An 18,466-nucleotide genomic window follows, 5' to 3' on the forward strand; every position below is an offset into this window, starting at 1 on the left:
AATTGGCATGCTGCCAGACAAGAACTCAGGAGCGTGGCTTTTTGCTGTTGATGATATCCTGCGCACGGACCCATTCCGGCGAGCCGCGCTTCAGCTTCTGTTGTGCCCGTGTGGCGAAGATTCTCGCTTCCTGGATGTTACCAGAATAATAGTGCATGTCAGCCGTGGCGAGTTCGGCCTCTCCGATATCACCCATCTGTCCATAGGCCTGCGCGAGATAACCGTATCCGGCCGAAAATTCGGGATCGCGGACCACGCCGGTCTTGAGTTCGCGAATAGCCGAAGACATGTTGCTTTTCTCGCCCGTCAGCATCAACGCACGGCCGTAACTCATGCGGATCAGGCCAGACTTGCGCGTATCAAGCGCGGCGGCGCGCTGGAAGGCCTTGGCCGCACCTGCGGAATCATTGGCTTTCAGCAGGATTTCGCCGCGCATTTCCTGGAAATACGGGTTTTTCGGCTGTTCCTTGATGAGCGCGTCAATCTTCGGCAGCGCCGCTTTGGCCGATCCGTGGAGAAAAGTGGAGATCGCATCGCCATAACGCGCGGCGAGGCCGCGTTGATTGTTGCGGAAGATGCGCGCCACACCGCCCGGACCGGCCGTATAGGCGGCAATCTTCGCACGCATCATGTCATGGCGCAGTTGCAGCGCTTCGGGATCCTTCTTGTCGAAATAGGGGCTCTCATGCGCCAGCGTCTGCAGATTGGCGATACGCTCGCGCGGCATCGGATGGCTGATGCGATAAGGATCGACACGGGTTCCGGTAAGCGACAGCGCATTGGCGAAGCGTGAGAATGTCGACAGCATCCCTTTCGCCGATTGACCGGTCTGTGAGAGATAGGTGATGGCGGAGCGGTCTGCGGTGATTTCTTCGGTGCGCTGATAGCTTAAAAGGTTGCGCATCGCCATTTCGGTGCCGCCAAGTGCGATGCCGCCGCCAGCACCCGCAACTGAACTATTGCCTGATGCGGCGCCCGCCGCGGTCGCGCCCATGCCAAGCAGCATGCCGATAACGGCCATGGTCTGGGCACGGCGCAACTGCTCGCGCAGGCGCTGTTGATGCGCGCCTGCGAGATGGCCGGATTCATGCGCGATGACGCCGATGACCTCATTCGGCGTTTCGGCCTGAAGCAGGGTGCCGGTATTGATGAAGATGCGCCTGCCATCGACGAAGGCATTGAAACTGTTGTTGTTGACCAGAACGATGCGGATGCCGCGGCTGTTCAGGCCCGCTACCTTCAGGATCGGTGCTGCGTAATCGGTAACGAGGGCTTCGATCTCCGCATCGCGCACGATAGGCAGAGATCTGGACTGCGCCTGAGCCTGAACAATGGGCAACAGCCCGACGGCGGCAGCCATCACGGCGGTAACGAGCTTTCGCGGCATCGCGGCAAGCAGGTGAAAATCGCAATGTGGGAAGATAGCTGCAAGGCCCATGGTTCAGATCATTGGGTTCAGGTCACGGATTCGAATGGCTGAAGCATCTTATAGTGCGAATGTTGTGAAGCACATAGTAATCGGGCAATTATGCGGCGTGATTGACGATAGCAACGTCGAAGGAACGATGATCTGCAGTCGGGACGGCGAAATGGCTGTCATGATGGCAGGACATAAACAAAAAAAACCGGCGTTTCCGCCGGTTTTCTGTTTTCATTTAGCTAGGATCTTTCAAAAGAAACCCTTTTTCTGCCACCAGCCGCCGCGCTTGGGCTTGGTCGCGCCTTCTTCCCCAGAGGCATTCGAAGTAACCACCGGCTTGCTTGGCGCGGTTGGGGCCGGAGTCACTTCCACCTTTTCCTCGACTGGCTCTGCAGGTTTTTCGTCGCTCTTTTCCTCTGTCTGCGGCGCTTCCGCCGTTACATCGGCCTGGACGACTTCGGTAGCTTCAGCAACCTCTGCAACAGACACGACCTTCTTCCGGCTCTTGCGGGCGGGCTTGGCCGGCTTCTCCGGCACGACCGCTTCTTCCGCAGGCGCCGCGTCGAGGTCTTCGACGGCTTCCGCAACCGCTTCTTCCACAGGCTTTGCCTTGGCAGTACGGCGCCGTGCGGGCTTCTTGACAGGTTTGCCTTCTATATCAGCGGCTGCCTCCGCATCTTCCGGGGCGGGGTCGGTCGGGGAAACGATGGGCTCTTCCTCCGCAGCCGGCGTCAGGTCGGCAACCGGAGCGGTTTCGCCTTCATCCGAATCGCTACGCACTTCATCGTCAGCCGAGGCTTCGAGTTGGCCGTTGGCTTCATCGTCGCCGCGACGGTTCTTGCGTCCGCCACGACGACCGCGACGGCGCTTCTTGCGGCGCTCTTCCTCGGCTGCCGCTGCGGCATCTGCATCTGACGCGGCTGCCGGGCTGGTCTCATCGCCGTCCTCCTGCAAGGTGTCGCTCGCTTCGCCGATTTCGCGATCGTCGCCAGATGAGGCATCGGCTGCGATGGCGTTCTCCTGACCGTCGCGATCGCGTCCTCCGCGGCGGCGACGGCGGCGGCGGCGCTTGCGTCCACTCTCGTCGGATTGATCATCCCTGGAACGTTCGTCCTTGGCGGTCGAGACTTCAGTCGCCTCGATCTCCTCGTCGTCAGAGGAGATTTCCAACTCGTCCACTTCCTCTTCTTCGATATCGAGGTCGGGATAGGGCAGGGTGGCCGGTGCAAGGTTCACGGGGCCGAGCGCAGGCGTCCCCTTGTCGATGGCGAGATGCTGCGAGCCGACATTGTCATCGGCTTCGATGTCGATCGTCAGGCCGAAGCGGGCTTCCAGATCGGCAAGGTTCTTGCGCTTGTGATTGAGTACATAGAGCGCGGTCGAAACCGGCGTGCGCACGATGATGTTGTTCTGCGAATGGCGCAGCAGGTATTCCTCGATGGAACGGATGACATGCAGCGCCACGGAAGACGCGGAGCGGATATAGCCGGTTCCGCCGCAATGGGCGCAGACCTGCATCGTGCTTTCAAGGACAGATGCCCGGATGCGCTGGCGCGACATTTCCAAAAGGCCGAAATGCGAGATGCGTCCGACCTGGATGCGCGCCCGGTCGTCCTTCAGGCAATCCTTCATGCGTTTTTCAACGGCACGATTGTTGCGCTTTTCCTCCATGTCGATGAAATCGATGACGACGAGGCCGGCGAGATCGCGCAGGCGCAACTGCCGCGCCACTTCCTCGGCTGCTTCCAGATTGGTCTGGAGCGCGGTGTCCTCGATGGAATGTTCGCGAGTCGAACGGCCGGAATTGACGTCGATGGCGACGAGCGCTTCCGTCTGGTTGATGATGATGTAGCCGCCGGATTTCAGCGTCACCTGGGGCTGCAGCATGCGGTCGAGATGCGCTTCGATGCCGTTGCGGGCGAAGATCGGCACCGGATCGCGATAGGGCTGCACCACCTTGGCATGGCTCGGCATGAGCATGCGCATGAAATCCTTGGCCTCGCGATAGCCGTCTTCGCCAGCGACGAGAATTTCCGTGATGTCTTTATTATAGAGATCGCGGATCGAACGCTTGATCAGGCTGCCTTCCTCATAGACGAGGGCAGGCGCGGTGGATTGCAGCGTCAGGGATCGGACATTCTCCCAAAGCCGCATCAGATATTCATAGTCGCGCTTGACCTCCGCCTTGGTGCGATTGGCGCCGGCGGTGCGGAGGATCACGCCCATGCCCTTCGGCACTTCGAGTTCCTTGACGATTTCCTTCAGGCGCTTGCGGTCGAGCGGGCTGGTGATCTTGCGCGAAATACCGCCGCCACGCGCCGTATTGGGCATCAGCACCGAATAACGGCCGGCCAGCGAAAGATAAGTCGTCAGCGCGGCGCCCTTGTTGCCGCGCTCTTCCTTGACCACCTGGACCAGCAGGATCTGCCGGCGCTTGATGACTTCCTGGATCTTGTACTGGCGACGCTGGGTCCGCTGATGGGTAGGCACTTCCTCGAGCGCATCTTCCGCGCCGACCGACTCGACAATATCGGCTTCGTCCTGGGGACCGTCATTGTCATCACTGGCATCCTTCCGGCGGCGTCTGGACGACGGGCGCCGTTGGCCTCTCTCGGTGGAGGATGCTTCCGCGGAATCGTCCTCGGCCAGATCCGCGCCTTCCGGAATATCTTCCGAAATGACATCGCTTTCGACCGCGGCGGCGATCGACGTACCATCCTGGTCGTCATTGTCTTCGTCGGCGGGCGATTCGTCGTCTCCGCTTTCCGCTTTCACGGGCTCGTCTTCGGAGCGTCCGCCGCCTCCGCGACGCTTGTTGCGGCGAGTCCGGTCAGCCCGTTCGCTGCGCGCATTGGCTTCGTCGTCCTCATCCTCTTCGCTGGCGGCCTGTGCCTCGGCTTCGAGAAGGGCAATGCGGTCTGCGACGGGAATCTGGTAGTAGTCGGGATGAATTTCGCTGAAAGCGAGAAATCCGTGGCGATTGCCGCCATATTCGACGAATGCAGCTTGAAGGGAAGGTTCTACACGCGTCACGCGCGCCAGATAGATATTACCCTTGAGCTGCTTCTTGTGCTCGGATTCGAAGTCGAATTCTTCAATCCGGTTGCCGCGGACTACGACAACGCGCGTCTCCTCCTGGTGGGAGGCATCGATAAGCATTTTGTTTGACATTATTGTTTTTCCCTCCGGCGTAAGGGCGCGCGACGAAAGGCCTGACGGACGCTTCCTTAGCGTTCGGCCCTGTAGCGCTGCGCTTGCCGGATAATTCAAGGTTCGCCGGGACAGTCAGGTCAGCCTTCACGCGCAACTGCCTGTCGGCGATCGCGGTATTTAGGCTGGTACTGGTCAAATCTGCATGACCCATAACTGTTCCGAACGAAACGACCTCATATATGCCCGGAAACGCCGGGCCGACCTTTATGCTCGCATGGAGCAGATGAAGGCGTCTGATCGGCGCTTCACCTTTTTACTGAGCGGAGATGAAAGATGATTCACCTTCCGCCAAATTCTGTGCCGGTTACCGAACGGTGTTCAGACCATCCTGCCGTTCCCTCGCAAATCCATTGCAACTGATCCCGATCTTTCGAGCGTTGCTGGAATTGATTCCGACGGCATATTTGTAACCCGACTTTGCTTTTATGTCCTGATATGGTCAATGACAAGACCGAATGTTGCAGAGGCGGGGAATGCCCTCCAGGATGGAGAGAGCAAAAGGGCTTCGTTAACGCTCCGTTAGCTCTAAGGCGTTACGTCTCGTTTACCATTGCGTAGGGATGAAAGAATTTCGGGCATCAGGGATATGTCGACATTTTCCAAGATAATGGAGAAACCGATTTTTAGCCGAAGTTGGCGTTTGCTGGCGGGGTTTTGGCTGTTTTTGCTTGTTCTGACGCCGATGGCGCAGGCAGGCGAAGCGCTGTCGGCGCTGACGTTCCGGATGGCGGGCGATGAATTGCGTACGCGCGTCGTCATCATGTTCGACCACGAGCCGGAACTCTCGACGCTCCTCCTGGAGCATCCGCATCGACTGGTGATCGACTTCCCCAAGGCCCATTTCGGTTTCGACAAGCAGTCGCTCGAACCGCGCGGGCTCGTCACCAATGTGCGTTACGGCCTGATCGGGGAGGACAAATCGCGGATGATTCTGGCATTGCGTGGGCCCTTCAAGGTAGAGGGGCTGCGCGTCATGAAAAACGAAAACGCGCCGGGCTACCGCCTTGTGGCCGACCTGGTTGCGACGTCCGATCGTGAATTCGCCGCGGCGATCGATGCGCAGAACGCCACGACAGGATCGACGCAGGCTGCATTGAAGGGCGACCGTATCGGCAAGAGCGAAGACCCCGTGTTGCCGCATATGTTTACGGTCATGATCGATCCGGGCCATGGTGGCATCGATTCAGGGGCGGAAAGCAGCCGTGGGGTCAAGGAGAAAGATGTGACGCTCGCATTCGCGCGGGAGTTGCGCGACCTTCTCTCGGGTAATCCCGGTATGCGGGTGCTGATGACCCGCGAAGGCGATGAATTCTTGCGGCTGGGTGAACGGGTGCGCCTGGCGCGGCAGCACGAGGCTGATCTCTTCATTTCGATTCACGCCGATACGATCAATTTGCGCAATATCCGCGGTGCGACCGTCTACACCATTTCCGACAAGGCGTCGGACAGCGTGGCTCGAGCCCTGGCGGAGCGCGAGAACAAGTCAGATGCCATTGCCGGCGTTGCGCATGAGGAGCCGCCTGAGGTCGCGGACATCCTGCTTGACCTGACGCGCCGCGAAACCCATGCTTTTTCGCTCAATTTCGCCGGCAAGGTCGTCCACGCGCTCGAGGGCGAGATCAATCTCATCAACAATCCGCATCGCTTTGCCGGTTTCCAGGTCCTGCGGGCGCCTGATGTACCGTCCGTCCTGGTGGAGATTGGCTATCTCTCGAATGTCGAGGACGAAAAGCTGATGACCGATCCGGCATGGCGCACGCGTGTCGCCGGCAGGCTTGCGGAGGCGATCAAGAACTTCTCTGCATTCAAGGCTGGTCGGGCATTTACAAAGGGATAGCACGAAGAGGTGAGGTTCCCATGCAACACATTCATGTATTTCGCATGGCGAATCCCCATATATCGTGCTTAACTTCAGAATTGAGGCGTTGTGACCTTGCCTTTGTCGCATTTGGTGGTCAGTAGCCTTGAGATGCGGGGAAGGCGATATGCACGGCGGCATATGGCATTGTTGCGTAAAAGCGCTCCTGATTTGCCTGCCGCGACGGCGTCCTCCGGCACATGATTTGACACACGAGTAATCTGAAGGCAGGAATCCGAACACATATGATACGGCTTATCGGATATTTCTTCGGAATCGGCGCAGTGCTGTTCCTTTTGGTCGCGGGCGGTACAGCGCTCTATGTCGGCAATATGATCAAGGAACTGCCGAATTACGAAGTGCTCGCGCAGTACGAGCCGCCGGTGACGACCCGCATTCACGCTTCCGATGGCAGCCTGATGGCCGAATTTGCCCGGGAGAAGCGTCTCTACCTTCCGATCCAGGTCATTCCCGATCGTGTCAAGGCGGCGTTCATTTCGGCTGAAGACAAGAATTTCTACGAACATCCCGGCGTCGACGTCAGTGGTCTGGCGCGTGCGGTGGTCACCAATCTGAGGAATATCGGCTCCGGCCGCCGCCCGGTTGGCGCTTCGACGATTACCCAGCAGGTCGCCAAGAACTTTCTGCTTTCATCGAACCAGACCTATGACCGCAAGATCAAGGAAGCCATCCTGGCGCTGCGCATCGAGCAGGCTTATTCCAAGGACAGAATCCTGGAATTGTATCTCAACGAGATATTCTTCGGCCTTGGCGCCTATGGCGTGGCCGGCGCCGCGCTCACCTATTTCGACAAATCGGTCACCGAACTTAGCATTGCGGAAGCCGCCTACCTCGCTGCCCTGCCGAAGGGGCCGGCGAATTATCACCCCTTCCGCCAGCCGGAGCGCGCTATCGAGCGCCGCAACTGGGTCATCGATCGCATGGTTGATAATGGCTATGTGACCGAGGAAGATGGGACAGCGGCCAAGGCGGAACCGCTCGGTGTCACGCCTCGCGCCACCGGCAACAACCTTTTCGCGTCCGAATATTTCACCGAGGAGGTCCGTCGCCAGATCATCGCGAAATACGGCGTGAACGCGCTCTACGAGGGCGGTCTGTCGGTACGCACGACACTGGATCCAAAGCTCCAGGTCATGGCGCGCAGCGCGTTGCACAGGGGTCTCATCAAATATGACGAGAACAGAGGCTACCGCGGTCCGTTCAAGCATATCGAGCTGGGCAGCGACTGGGGCATTCCGCTGGGCGAGATCGAAGCTTTCGCGGACGTGCCGGAATGGCAGTTGGCGGTCGTGCTTGATGTCTCCAGTGAAGGCGCCGACATCGGCCTGCAACCGCCGCGTGACGTCTCGGGTGAACGCGGCAAGGAGCGCAAGGAAGGTTTTATCGCGGCTGCCGATATGAAATGGGCCATGCGGCTCCTCGACAAGGACGACCATCGCACGACGGTTAAATCACCGGAGGGTGTGCTGAAGGTCGGCGATGTCGTGTATGTCGAGAAGAAAGAGGGAAGCGACAGTGCCTATAGGCTGCGCCAGCCGCCGAAGATCGAGGGCGCGGCCGTCGCCATGGATCCGCATACGGGACGTGTCCTGGCGCTGATCGGCGGTTTCTCCTATTCAGAATCGGAGTTCAACCGCGCAACGCAGGCATTCCGCCAGCCCGGCTCCTCGTTCAAGCCGTTTGTTTACGCCGCAGCGCTCGACAATGGCTATACGCCGGCATCGGTCGTATTGGATGGCCCCATCGAGGTGGACCAGGGCGGTTCGCTCGGTATCTGGGCACCGAAGAACTATTCCGGAAAGTTCGCCGGCCCATCGACGCTGCGCTACGGTATCGAGCAGTCGCGCAATCTGATGACCGTGCGGCTGGCCAAGGATATGGGCATGAAGCTGGTCGCGGAATATGCCGAACGGTTCGGCGTCTACGACAAGATGCTGCCGGTCCTCGCCATGTCGCTCGGTTCGGGCGAAACGACCGTCCTGCGCATGGTTACGGCCTATTCGATCATCGCCAATGGCGGGCGCAGCATCGTTCCCTCCATGATCGACCGTATCCAGGACCGTTACGGCAAGACCGTGTTCAAGCATGACGAACGCAAATGCGACAGCTGCACGGCAACGGCGTGGGTCAACCAGCCGGAACCGGACCTGATCGACGACCGCGACCAGGTTCTCGATCCGATGACCGCCTATCAGATCACATCGATGATGGAGGGCGTGATACAGCGTGGCACCGCGCAGATCCTGAAAAGCCTGGATCGTCCTATTGCCGGCAAGACCGGGACCACCAACGACGAAAAGGACGCCTGGTTCGTCGGCTTTACGCCCGATCTCGTGGTCGGCGTCTTCATGGGATACGATACGCCGACGCCTCTCGGCCACGGCAATACCGGCGGTGGCCTTGCAGCCCCGGTGTTCAAGGACTTCATGGAACAGGCGCTGGTCGGAAAGCCAAAGGTGGACTTCCGTGTGCCCGATGGCATGACGTTGATCGCGATCAATCGTCGTAGCGGAATGCGCGCCAATCCGGGTGGAGCGGATGTCATCATGGAAGCGTTCAAGCCAGGCACGGGCCCTGCCGATTCCTATTCCGTCATCGGCATGGACAGTTTCCGCGAAGGCGCGCCGGTGCGGCCGCAGTCGCCGCAGGCCACCCGCGCGATCACGTCGGGTTCAGGCGGGCTTTACTGATTACTCCAGGCCGAAAGCTGTAAACTGCAGTCTTTACAGGCAGCGGACCTGTCACTATGTTCCGCCGCAATTGGCATAATTCCTCAAGGCGGGAATCGTTTTGGGTGTAAATTATGCATCATTACAGGGACTTGGAGCGTTCTTTGCGCGTCTGATTGGACGCACGACGCCCTAATTCGCAAGTTTGACCTGAAGGAACGGATAGCGAATGCGAGCCGAAATCGAGACGCTTGTCGATGACATCAAGCAGGGCATAGGCCTGCTGAGGAGGCATCTTTGACTGGGATCAGTCACTGAAAAGGTTGGAATATCTCAACCAGCAAGCCGAAGATCCCAATCTGTGGAATGATGCGCAGGAGGCCCAGAAACTGATGCGCGAGCGTCAGATGCTGGAGGACAGCATCGCGGAAATCCGCCGTCTCACGCAGTCTCTCGATGAAAGCATCGAACTCATCGCCCTCGGTGAAGAGGAGGGTGACAAGTCCATCATCGCCGAAGCCGAGGAAACCATCCGCGCGTTGAAGCGCGACATCGACAAGCGCCAGATCGATACCCTGCTGTCGGGTGAAGCCGACGCCAACGACGCCTATCTCGAAGTGCATGCCGGCGCCGGTGGCACCGAAAGCCAGGACTGGGCCTCGATGCTCCTGCGCATGTATACGCGCTGGGCCGACCGCAGCCGCATGAAGGTTGAAGTGCTCGAAGTGCATGACGGCGAAGAGGCGGGCATTAAGTCGGCAACCATCCTCGTCAAGGGGCACAATGCCTACGGCATGCTGAAGACCGAATCCGGCGTGCACCGGCTCGTGCGCATTTCGCCCTATGATTCGAACGCGCGGCGGCATACGTCCTTTGCGAGTATCTGGGTCTATCCCGTCATCGACGACAACATCGAAGTGGCGGTAACGGAGTCGGACGTGCGCATCGATACCTACCGCGCTTCAGGCGCCGGCGGCCAGCACGTCAACACGACCGATTCGGCGGTGCGTATCACGCATATCGCAACCGGCATCGTGGTGCAGTGCCAGGCCGAGCGGTCGCAGCATAAGAACCGCGCCACGGCATGGTCGATGCTACGGGCACGTCTCTACGAGAACGAACTGAAGAAGCGCGAGGAAGCCGCCGACGCCATTGCCGCCTCCAAGACGGATATCGGCTGGGGCCATCAGATTCGCTCCTATGTGCTGCAGCCCTATCAGTTGGTAAAGGACCTGCGCACGGGTGTGGAAAGCACCAGCCCGCAAGATGTACTCGACGGTTCGCTTGATCCGTTCATGGAAGCAGCGCTTGCGCATCGCGTCCATGGCAGCGACGTGCAGGTCGAGGACATTGCCTGATTGAACTAAAGCCCGGCAAAATACCGGGCTTTTTTGGCTGGGGCGCGCATCCGTCCAATCGTCTTGGCACGCAGGCATACGCAGAGCTAGGAGCCATATAAAGCCGTCGCGGACATTCCCATGCGGACTGACACTTGAGCCGGCGGCGGATGAGATCGTGATTTGATCCGCAGCATTGGCTGCGAATAATTGAATCCAAGCCTGTTTCCAACCGTTCGATGGAAGCAATCAGTCGATGGCCTATAGCAGCTTTTCGATCTGGCGGCCTGTCTTCAGGAAATTGGCCGGATTGATAGCCGTTCCGTGCTGGCGAATTTCATAATGCAGATGCGGCCCAGTAGAGCGCCCGGTGCTGCCGGCTTCGCCAATGGCCGTACCGAGCGAGACTTTCTGGTTCTCGCTGACCAGAATCCGGTCCAGATGGGCGTAGCGGCTGGTGAAGCCGTTTCCGTGATCGATTTCCACCATGTTGCCATAGCCGCCATTGCGTCCGGCCCTGATGACGGTTCCGCTGGCGCTCGCCGTTACGCTTTGGCCCGTGCGGGCGCGAAAGTCGATGCCGGCATGAAAGGCCGGAGTTCCGATCAAGGGATCGCGTCTCACGCCGAACAGGCTGGTAACCGGCATTCCAGGCACCGGATTGGCGAGCGGAAGAGTGCGAACCGTTTTCTTGAGCCGGTCGAGCCGTTCCAGTGCCGTATCGAGGTCCTGGAGCTGCATATCGAAACTCTCGATGCTTTCCGTCGGTGAATCGGATGAGAGGAGAGGGCCGCCCATCCCGGACTGCTCATCCTGACCTTCGACCTTCAGCCCGGCCGCATTGAGCGTCTCGGCAATGTTGTCGGCGGTTTCAAAGGCGCTTTCCGTCAGATTGCGCACCTTGTAGATCTGTTCCGTTTCGATCTGCCTCAACGAGCGGTTGATTGTCTGGAAAATCTCTTCGGCTTTCTCGCCCGCCGACTGGCCGGACAGCCCTTCGGAAGGGCGTAGCTCGTCTGTTCCGGCTTTGTCGATCTGGGCCTTTTCCAACGCCGTCGGCGTTGGACCACTAGGCCCGGTGATGATCGGGTCGACCCCCATGAACATCGCGTCAGCCAGGTCATCGCTAGGCAGGAATTGCGTATGCTGCTCCAGAGCCTGGCGCGCTTCCGGGAGAGCAACGTCGCTGGCGCGTTTCAGGAGAGGGGCCAGACGGCCGCTCCGCTGGCTCAGCGTCTTCTGCCGCTCGATCAATTCGGAGACCTTGCCTTCCATCACCTGCTGGTCGAGCAATTGGCGGCTGGTGATCCTGTCCACCTGCGCCCGCAGCGTTGAAATCCGGTCCTCATAGAGCTGCTGCGTGCGTGCCTGGCGCGCGATCCCTGCGCCAATCAGATCGTCACGAATGACCAGATAAGATGTCGCGAGCAAATATCCGATCGCGATAGCGGCACAGAAAGAGCCGCCCAGGGCGAAGACCCAGGGACGAATCGTGAAATGGCTGATAGCGTCGCCGCGCGCTATAATGATCGTGTGCGGCTCTTTTCGCTTTCCGAAGATGGGGAGGCTTTCGTCGGTCACGGGGCTAGCCATACTTTAATAAATGAATTTGTGCGATCATTACACTCTGTTAGGGTTAATAAAGCATTGCGGCCAAGGCGCGGTGCCCCCTGAATACACGAGATATCAGGTCGAAAGGGAGGAGAGCGCGCGATAGAAAGACGGCGTGAGACCGGCTTCCGCACGGGCCAGGTCGTTGAAGGGAGGTTTCAGGTCTCCGCGAAAATTGACGCGCACGAGCTCCTGGAAACGCGCCACCGGATCGATCCTGTTGCGCGCGCAGAAGAAGCGGAACCATTTCGCGCCGACGGCAACATGGCGTTTCTCGTCATTGTAGATGATATCGAGAATGGCGGCTGTATCGATATCGCCGGCTTCGCGCATCTTTTCGATGAGTGATGGCGTGACGTCGAGGCCCCGCGCCTCGAGGATAAGTGGCACCACCGCAAGCCGGGCTTCGAGATTGTTCCTCGTCTGGTGGGCCGCCTGCCACAATCCGTCATGGGCCGGCAGATCGCCGTAATCGGCGTCAAGCTCGCGCAGGCGGTTGCGCAAGAGCGTGAAATGGCGCGCCTCATCATCCGCCACCCTCATCCAGCCGTCGAAGAAGCTGCGCGGCACGGGCTGCGCCGCAAAACGGGCGACGATATCAAGCGCAAGATCAATGGCGTTGAGCTCGATATGCGCCAGCGCATGCATCAGCGCGACGCGACCGGCTTGTGTATTGAGCGACCGTTTTTTGAGCATGCGCGGCGGGACAAGCTCCGGCTTTTCCGGCCGGCCAGGCCTTTCCGGGATCGGCGGATCGAGCGGGTTGCGCACCGAAAGCGTGCGCGCGAACCAGCGAGCGGCCGTTTCGCGCGTCAGGCGGACTTTCAGGTCGAGATCGTGCGCCAGGATCGCCCGTATGGCGCCGCCGCGCAGGCTGGCCTCCAGCATTGCGGCTTCGGTAGCCATCAATGCCACAGCGATTTTACCGTCTGGAGCACCTCGGCAGCATGTCCGGGGACTTTTACCTTGCGCCAGACATGGACGATCCTGCCATCGGGGCCAATCAGGAAAGTCGTGCGTTCAACGCCCATATATTTGCGTCCATACATGCTCTTTTGCACCCATACCCCGTAAGTCTGGAGAACGGTCTTTTCCTCGTCCGCGGCGAGATCGACGCTCAACTCATGCTTCGCCTTGAACTTGTCGTGTTTCTTGACGCTGTCGGGCGACATTCCGACGAGGGTGACGCCCATCTTGTCGAAATCCCCCTTCAACCCGGAAAACTCTATGGCCTCCTGCGTGCAGCCGCTGGTGTCATCCTTGGGATAGAAAAAAAGGACGACGGGCTTGCCCCTGAGGGCTAAGAGCGAGAGCGTTCCGCCGCCGTCGCGCGGGAGGGAAAAATCAGGCGCGGTGTCGCCAATATCGGGACCAATATCTGAAATAGCCATATCAATGCCTTTCTTTTATGGAGGTGCGTAGCGGGTTCGATGATTTCTTCGGCGGCGGGGCGCCGGCAGGGTCTATCTTCCGAACCGGCAATATATGATTATCACGGGAATCGTCCATCGTATCCCGGCGAGGTTCTCTCTATCGGCATGGGAATTTGACTGCGAACCCCGAAAAAATCCGCTTCAGAAAGCGCGATATAAAAGAATTGCACCTTTATCCCTCGGCTTGCGGACAGGCGACGCCTCCTGTTCACGGTCCGCGCAAGCGCTCGCTTGTCTGGCTAGCCTGCCGTGGTTTGCTTTCCGTCCTGATTCTGCTTGGCATTGTGGCAGGGGCGGGATTTGCGCTGCTGCGCGGCGGTATCACCGGCGAGACGCTGACGCGGGAAGCTCAAACCGCGCTTCAGTCCGTCGTCGGTGCGAAAGCGGAGGCTTCTCTTTCCGGCGCGCGCGTGTCCCTCGATCAGGATCGCCATATCGCGCTCCAGGCTGAAAATGTCTCCATCACGAATCGTGAAAGCGGCTTTTCGGTTCATGGAATTCGCTCGGTCCGTCTCGGTCTGGCGCCCATGGCGCTTCTGGCGGGCGAGATCCGCGTCGCGCAGGTGGAAATCGACGGCGCGGATATCAAGCTGCCTGAGTCAGAAGTCGGGATTCTTGCCTCGTTGCCGCGCGACCAGCGCGGATTGATCGATTTCGGCGCGGTTTCGCAATTGCTGTTCGAAGCCATCGCACAGGGGGTAACGCGGCTTGACCAGCGCTCGACGCGTTCGATCATCGTGCTGAATACAACCATCAGCTTCAAGATGATGGATGAGGAGAAAGCCGTGGAGGTCGAAAGGGCCGACCTGACGGAAAAGAACGGCAAAATCGCTCTGAGCGGGATTTTTAACTGGGAAGGCAAGACAATCGCGCTCAGCGGAGAGGCGCAACGCGGCGACAACGCCGACATCACGACATTCAGCATAAGCGTCAATGGCATTCCGCTGAATATCGATCCGCCACCCGAGGTAACGGAGCAGACCGCTGGAGGACGGCCCAATCCCGCGCATTTCCGGTTTCGTGGCGACGCCGATCTGCAACTCGACGGTAAAGCCACCGCCAATGGCGATCCGGCGCAACTCACCGCCCGTTTGAGTATCGCTGATGGTACGATGGATCTCGGCCGCAACTCGGGTGTCCCTGCTGGCGCGATCCTGAACTTTGGGCTGATGGCAGGACGTGACAAGATCGAACTTCAGCCTTCGACCTTGTCGCTCGGTGGCGTGGAGGCGAAGTTCAACGGTGCGATTGGTCCGCAGCCAGCCGATGTGTCGGGAGAGCCTGCATACCGTTTCGAGATCGTCACCAGTTCGGCGACATCGGCGCCGAGCGAATCGACGGAACCGCCGCTGCCTTTCGGCGCCCGCATCGCCGGCCGCTACCTCGCCGACGAAAATCAGCTCGATTTCAACGAGCTGAACATCAAGACCACAGGCGGCGAGCTCTATGGCCAGGGCAGCATGACCTTCGGTAACGGATCGCCGGAGATGATCTTCCTGTTGCGCATCCCCGAAATGCCGGTTGCACATGCCAAGCAGCTCTGGCCGATCGACGTGGCGGATGGCGCGCGCCTGTGGGTGCTCACCCATCTCTACGGCGGAAGGCTGACGAACAGCCAGATCGATATCGCGCTTCCTGCCGGGCGGTTCAATGGCCCGGAGAAGCCGGCTCCCCTCGAGCCGGACGAGATAAAGGCCGATTTCCACGTGTCGGACACGCGTTTCGACGTGGTCGGCGACCTTCCGCCGGTGCGCGATGCCACTGGTGCAGTCAGCGTTCGCGGGGCGCATACCACGGTGACGCTCGAAAAAGGCACGGCCTATACATCCAGCAACCGGCAGGCGGATGTTTCCAAAGGTACTCTGGTCATTCCATGGGGGCCGCAACGGCCGGTGCTCGCTGATCTGGACATCACTGTGAAGGGTGATGCGGCAGCCATTGCCGAGATCATCAATTATAAGCCGATCGACGCGCTGAAACATGCGCCGTTCACGCCGGAGGAAGTGACCGGCGATGTCTCGTCGCGCATTTTCGTGACTTTTCCGGTGACGCGTGATGCGCCGGAGGGCAGTCTTAAATGGAATGCCGCTATCGACTTTTCGAATCTCGATATCGCCAAGCCCGTGGATAACCAGACCATTACGGACGCAAAGGGCACGTTGCATATCACGCCAGGGCTCGCGCAGATCAAGGCGGACACCAAGCTGAACGGTATTCCCGCGACAGTCGATCTGACGGAGCCGATCGGCCATTCCACTGCCAGGCGGCAGCAGATGGTCAGGCTTGAAATCGATGACAAGGTACGGGCGAAGGTGTTTCCTGCGCTCAACTCGATTTTTTCGGGGACGATATATGTGAACATGGCGATGCCCGTGGATGGCAAGCGTGCAGTTACCGCCGATCTGAGCAAGGCGGAAATCAACGTCCCCTGGATGGGCTGGAAAAAGGGCGCGGGCGTCCCGGCAAAAGCCGCGCTGACACTTGTAGGAAACAGCCTGGGCGAACAGGATGTCGAGGTCAGGGATCTCGACATTTCGGGCGACGCCTTCCGTCTGCAGGGCGACCTCTCGCTTTCAAAGGGTGACCTGCGTACAGCCAACCTCAGTCAGGTCCGCTTCAATCGCACCGATGATATGGCGGTGAAAATCAGCAGGATCAGCGGCGGCTATCGTGCGGATGTCAATGGGGCGTCCTTCGACGGCCGGGCGCTTCTCAGGCAGGTTACCTCGACTGGGAGCACCACGGGAGGGGACGGCGCCGGCAAGATGCGTCTTGTGGTCAATGCCGAACTCGGTCATGTGACCGGTTTCAACGCGGAGACGCTTCAGGGCGTTTCGGTATCCTATGAAGGTGTCGGCTCGACCGTTTCCAGTCTGTCGATGAATGCAAAGACCACTTCCGACAAAGCCTTTACCGCAACGAGCAGCGCCCAGAGCGGCGCGAAGTCCGTTTCGCTCCAGTCCGCTGACGCCGGAGCAGTGCTGCGCTTTTTCGATTATTACGACAAGATGTCGGGCGGGACGATCAGCGTCAGTCTGACAGCGCAGGGCGATGGCCCGTTGCGCGGTCAGGTCGCGGCCAGGGACTTTGCCATCGTCGACGAACCGCGCTTGTCGAAAATCGTATCGAGCCCGCCGTCGAGCGGCGGCACCAGTCTCAATCAGGCGGTTCGCAAGGATATCGACGTCTCGCGCGTCCAGTTCGACCGCGGCTATGCCCAGATCGAAAAGGGCAAGGGTTATGTTTCCCTTCAGCGCGGCGTCGTTCGCGGCCCGCTCATCGGAACGACGTTCCAGGGCACGCTCTACGATCCGAGCGGGAACATGTCCATCACCGGCACATTCATGCCCGCCTATGGGCTGAACCGGCTCTTCGGCGAACTACCCATTCTCGGTGTCCTCCTCGGAAACGGCCGTGACCGCGGCCTGATCGGCATCACCTATAAACTCACAGGTTCCGCCAAACAGCCGCAAATCATCGTCAACCCGATCTCCGTCATGGCGCCGGGCATCTTTCGCTCGATCTTCGAGTTTCAGCAGTGATCAGACCGGCCGCACCAGAATATGCTTCTTGCGGCCGAGCGACAGCTTGATCACGCCTTCTGCGGTCAGTTGATCCGCGCCTACCACCGCGCGTTCATCCTTCACCGCCTCGTCATTGATGCGCACCGCACCGCCCTGGATGTGGCGGCGGGCTTCGCCGTTCGAGGCTGCCAACCCCGCCTGGACGAGCAGCGCCTGCACGCCCATGCCGGCCTGTAGCGCGTCACGCGGGACCTCCACAGTGGGAAGATTTTCGGCTAGCGCGCCTTCCTCGAAGGTCTTGCGCGCCGTCTCGGCAGCTTCTTCGGCGGTCTGGCGGCCATGCAGGAGCGTCGTCACTTCGGTGGCGAGAATCTTCTTCGTCTCATTGATCTCGGAGCCGCCCAAGGCCGCCAGCCGCGCGATTTCATCCAGCGGCAATGTCGTGTAGAGTTTCAAAAAGCGCTCGACATCCGCATCCTCGGTATTGCGCCAGTACTGCCAGAAATCATAGGGGCTGAGCATGTCGGCGTTGAGCCAGACCGCGCCCGTGGCCGATTTACCCATCTTGGCGCCGGATGAGGTGGTCAGCAGCGGCGAGGTCAGCGCGTAGAACTGGGCATTGAGCATGCGATGGCCGAGATCTATGCCGTTGATGATGTTGCCCCATTGATCCGATCCGCCCATCTGGAGCATCACGCCATGGCGCTTGTGCAACTCCACGAAATCATAGGCCTGGAGGACCATGTAGTTGAACTCGAGAAACGAGAGCGACTGTTCGCGGTCGAGCCGAAGCTTCACGCTGTCGAACGACAACATGCGGTTGACGGAGAAATGCTGGCCGACGTCGCGCAGGAATTCGAGATATTTGAGACCGAGCAGCCAGTCGGCATTGTTGACCATGAGGGCATCCTGCGGTCCATCTCCGAAGGTCAGGTACTGGCTGAAGCAGCGCTTGATGCTGGCGATATTGCTATGAATGGTTTCTTCCGTCATCAGCTTGCGCGCCTCATCCTTGAAGGACGGGTCGCCGACCATGCCGGTGCCGCCGCCCATAAGGGCGATGGGGCGATGCCCGGTTTGTTGCATCCAGTGGAGCATCATGATCTGGATAAGGCTGCCCACATGCAGGCTCGGGGCCGTGGGATCGAAGCCGATATAGCCGGTCACGATCTCCTTCTGGAACAGCGTGTCGAGGCTGGTTTCGTCAGATATCTGATGAATGAAACCGCGCTCGGAAAGCGTGCGAAGAAAATCGGATTTAAAGCCGGACATCGTCCCTTTTCCTGTCTTGTCTGAAAATGCACGTCTGACTGGCGCGCAAGCTGTATTGAATGGACGGCGCGCTTTAACATCATTCAGAGGCGAATCACAAGAAAGCAG

At 59.4% G+C, this 18,466-nt stretch carries 10 protein-coding genes; 4 read left to right on the plus strand and 6 right to left on the minus strand.

Annotated features, from left to right (window positions below; all coding sequences use genetic code 11):
- Positions 1–25: 25 nt before the first annotated feature.
- Both DUT91_RS07250 and DUT91_RS07255 read right to left on the minus strand, forming a co-directional pair.
- Positions 26–1,387 carry a M48 family metalloprotease gene (locus DUT91_RS07250; RefSeq protein ID WP_425373769.1) on the minus strand — a complete coding sequence of 454 codons (1,362 nt, stop codon included), beginning with the start codon at positions 1,385–1,387 and terminating at the stop codon, positions 26–28.
- Between the two features lie 282 nt (positions 1,388–1,669).
- Positions 1,670–4,591 carry an Rne/Rng family ribonuclease gene (locus DUT91_RS07255; RefSeq protein ID WP_114439746.1) on the minus strand — a complete coding sequence of 974 codons (2,922 nt, stop codon included), beginning with the start codon at positions 4,589–4,591 and terminating at the stop codon, positions 1,670–1,672.
- A 724-nt stretch (positions 4,592–5,315) separates the two neighbouring features.
- Between DUT91_RS07255 and DUT91_RS07260 the strand changes: the two genes are divergently transcribed.
- From DUT91_RS07260 to prfB, 3 genes are all read left to right on the plus strand, one after another.
- Positions 5,316–6,470 (plus strand): N-acetylmuramoyl-L-alanine amidase, encoded by a 1,155-nt coding sequence (locus DUT91_RS07260; protein ID WP_245419653.1) that lies wholly within the window; start codon positions 5,316–5,318, stop codon positions 6,468–6,470.
- Between the two features lie 266 nt (positions 6,471–6,736).
- Positions 6,737–9,202, plus strand: a complete 2,466-nt coding sequence (locus DUT91_RS07265) for a penicillin-binding protein 1A (protein ID WP_114439747.1) — start codon at positions 6,737–6,739, stop codon at positions 9,200–9,202.
- Positions 9,203–9,410: 208 nt separating this feature from the next.
- Positions 9,411–10,539 (plus strand): peptide chain release factor 2 gene (prfB, locus tag DUT91_RS07270; RefSeq protein ID WP_114439748.1). Its coding sequence is split into 2 segments (ribosomal slippage): positions 9,411–9,479 and positions 9,481–10,539, totalling 1,128 coding nucleotides; the frame shifts between segments, so codons are not numbered across the junction.
- A gap of 240 nt (positions 10,540–10,779) precedes the next feature.
- Here the strand turns inward: prfB and DUT91_RS07275 are convergent.
- The 3 genes from DUT91_RS07275 to DUT91_RS07285 all read right to left on the minus strand — a co-directional run bounded on the left by DUT91_RS07275 (position 10,780) and on the right by DUT91_RS07285 (position 13,520).
- On the minus strand, positions 10,780–12,111 hold the full coding sequence (locus DUT91_RS07275; RefSeq protein WP_114439749.1) for a M23 family metallopeptidase: 1,332 nt from the start codon (positions 12,109–12,111) through the stop codon (positions 10,780–10,782).
- 93 nt (positions 12,112–12,204) lie between these two features.
- Positions 12,205–13,035 carry a ferritin-like domain-containing protein gene (locus DUT91_RS07280; protein WP_245419619.1) on the minus strand — a complete coding sequence of 277 codons (831 nt, stop codon included), beginning with the start codon at positions 13,033–13,035 and terminating at the stop codon, positions 12,205–12,207.
- Positions 13,035–13,520, minus strand: coding sequence for a peroxiredoxin (locus DUT91_RS07285; RefSeq protein ID WP_114439750.1), 486 nt, complete (start codon positions 13,518–13,520; stop codon positions 13,035–13,037). The genes DUT91_RS07280 and DUT91_RS07285 overlap by 1 nt, the downstream gene beginning before the upstream one ends.
- A gap of 155 nt (positions 13,521–13,675) precedes the next feature.
- Here DUT91_RS07285 and DUT91_RS07290 point away from each other — a divergent pair, with 155 nt between their 5' ends.
- Complete coding sequence (locus tag DUT91_RS07290; RefSeq protein ID WP_114439751.1) at positions 13,676–17,104, plus strand: YhdP family protein; 3,429 nt, start codon at positions 13,676–13,678, stop codon at positions 17,102–17,104.
- Here DUT91_RS07290 and tyrS read toward each other — a convergent pair whose 3' ends face one another.
- Positions 17,105–18,358, minus strand: a complete 1,254-nt coding sequence (gene tyrS, locus DUT91_RS07295) for a tyrosine--tRNA ligase (protein ID WP_114439752.1) — start codon at positions 18,356–18,358, stop codon at positions 17,105–17,107.
- Between the last annotated feature and the right edge of the window lie 108 nt (positions 18,359–18,466).

Source organism: Paramesorhizobium salinisoli, assembly GCF_003335045.1.
Taxonomy (GTDB): Bacteria; Pseudomonadota; Alphaproteobacteria; order Rhizobiales; family Rhizobiaceae; genus Paramesorhizobium; species Paramesorhizobium salinisoli.

Coding starts and splice junctions, on each gene's coding strand:
- DUT91_RS07255 (WP_114439746.1), bottom strand. CDS start 4,591: ATGTCAAACAAAATGCTTATCGATGCCTCCCACCAGGAGGAGACGCGC.
- DUT91_RS07280 (WP_245419619.1), bottom strand. CDS start 13,035: ATGGCTACCGAAGCCGCAATGCTGGAGGCCAGCCTGCGCGGCGGCGCC.
- tyrS (WP_114439752.1), bottom strand. CDS start 18,358: ATGTCCGGCTTTAAATCCGATTTTCTTCGCACGCTTTCCGAGCGCGGT.
- DUT91_RS07250 (WP_425373769.1), bottom strand. CDS start 1,387: ATGCCGCGAAAGCTCGTTACCGCCGTGATGGCTGCCGCCGTCGGGCTG.
- DUT91_RS07285 (WP_114439750.1), bottom strand. CDS start 13,520: ATGGCTATTTCAGATATTGGTCCCGATATTGGCGACACCGCGCCTGAT.
- DUT91_RS07260 (WP_245419653.1), top strand. CDS start 5,316: ATGGCGCAGGCAGGCGAAGCGCTGTCGGCGCTGACGTTCCGGATGGCG.
- DUT91_RS07265 (WP_114439747.1), top strand. CDS start 6,737: ATGATACGGCTTATCGGATATTTCTTCGGAATCGGCGCAGTGCTGTTC.
- DUT91_RS07275 (WP_114439749.1), bottom strand. CDS start 12,111: ATGGCTAGCCCCGTGACCGACGAAAGCCTCCCCATCTTCGGAAAGCGA.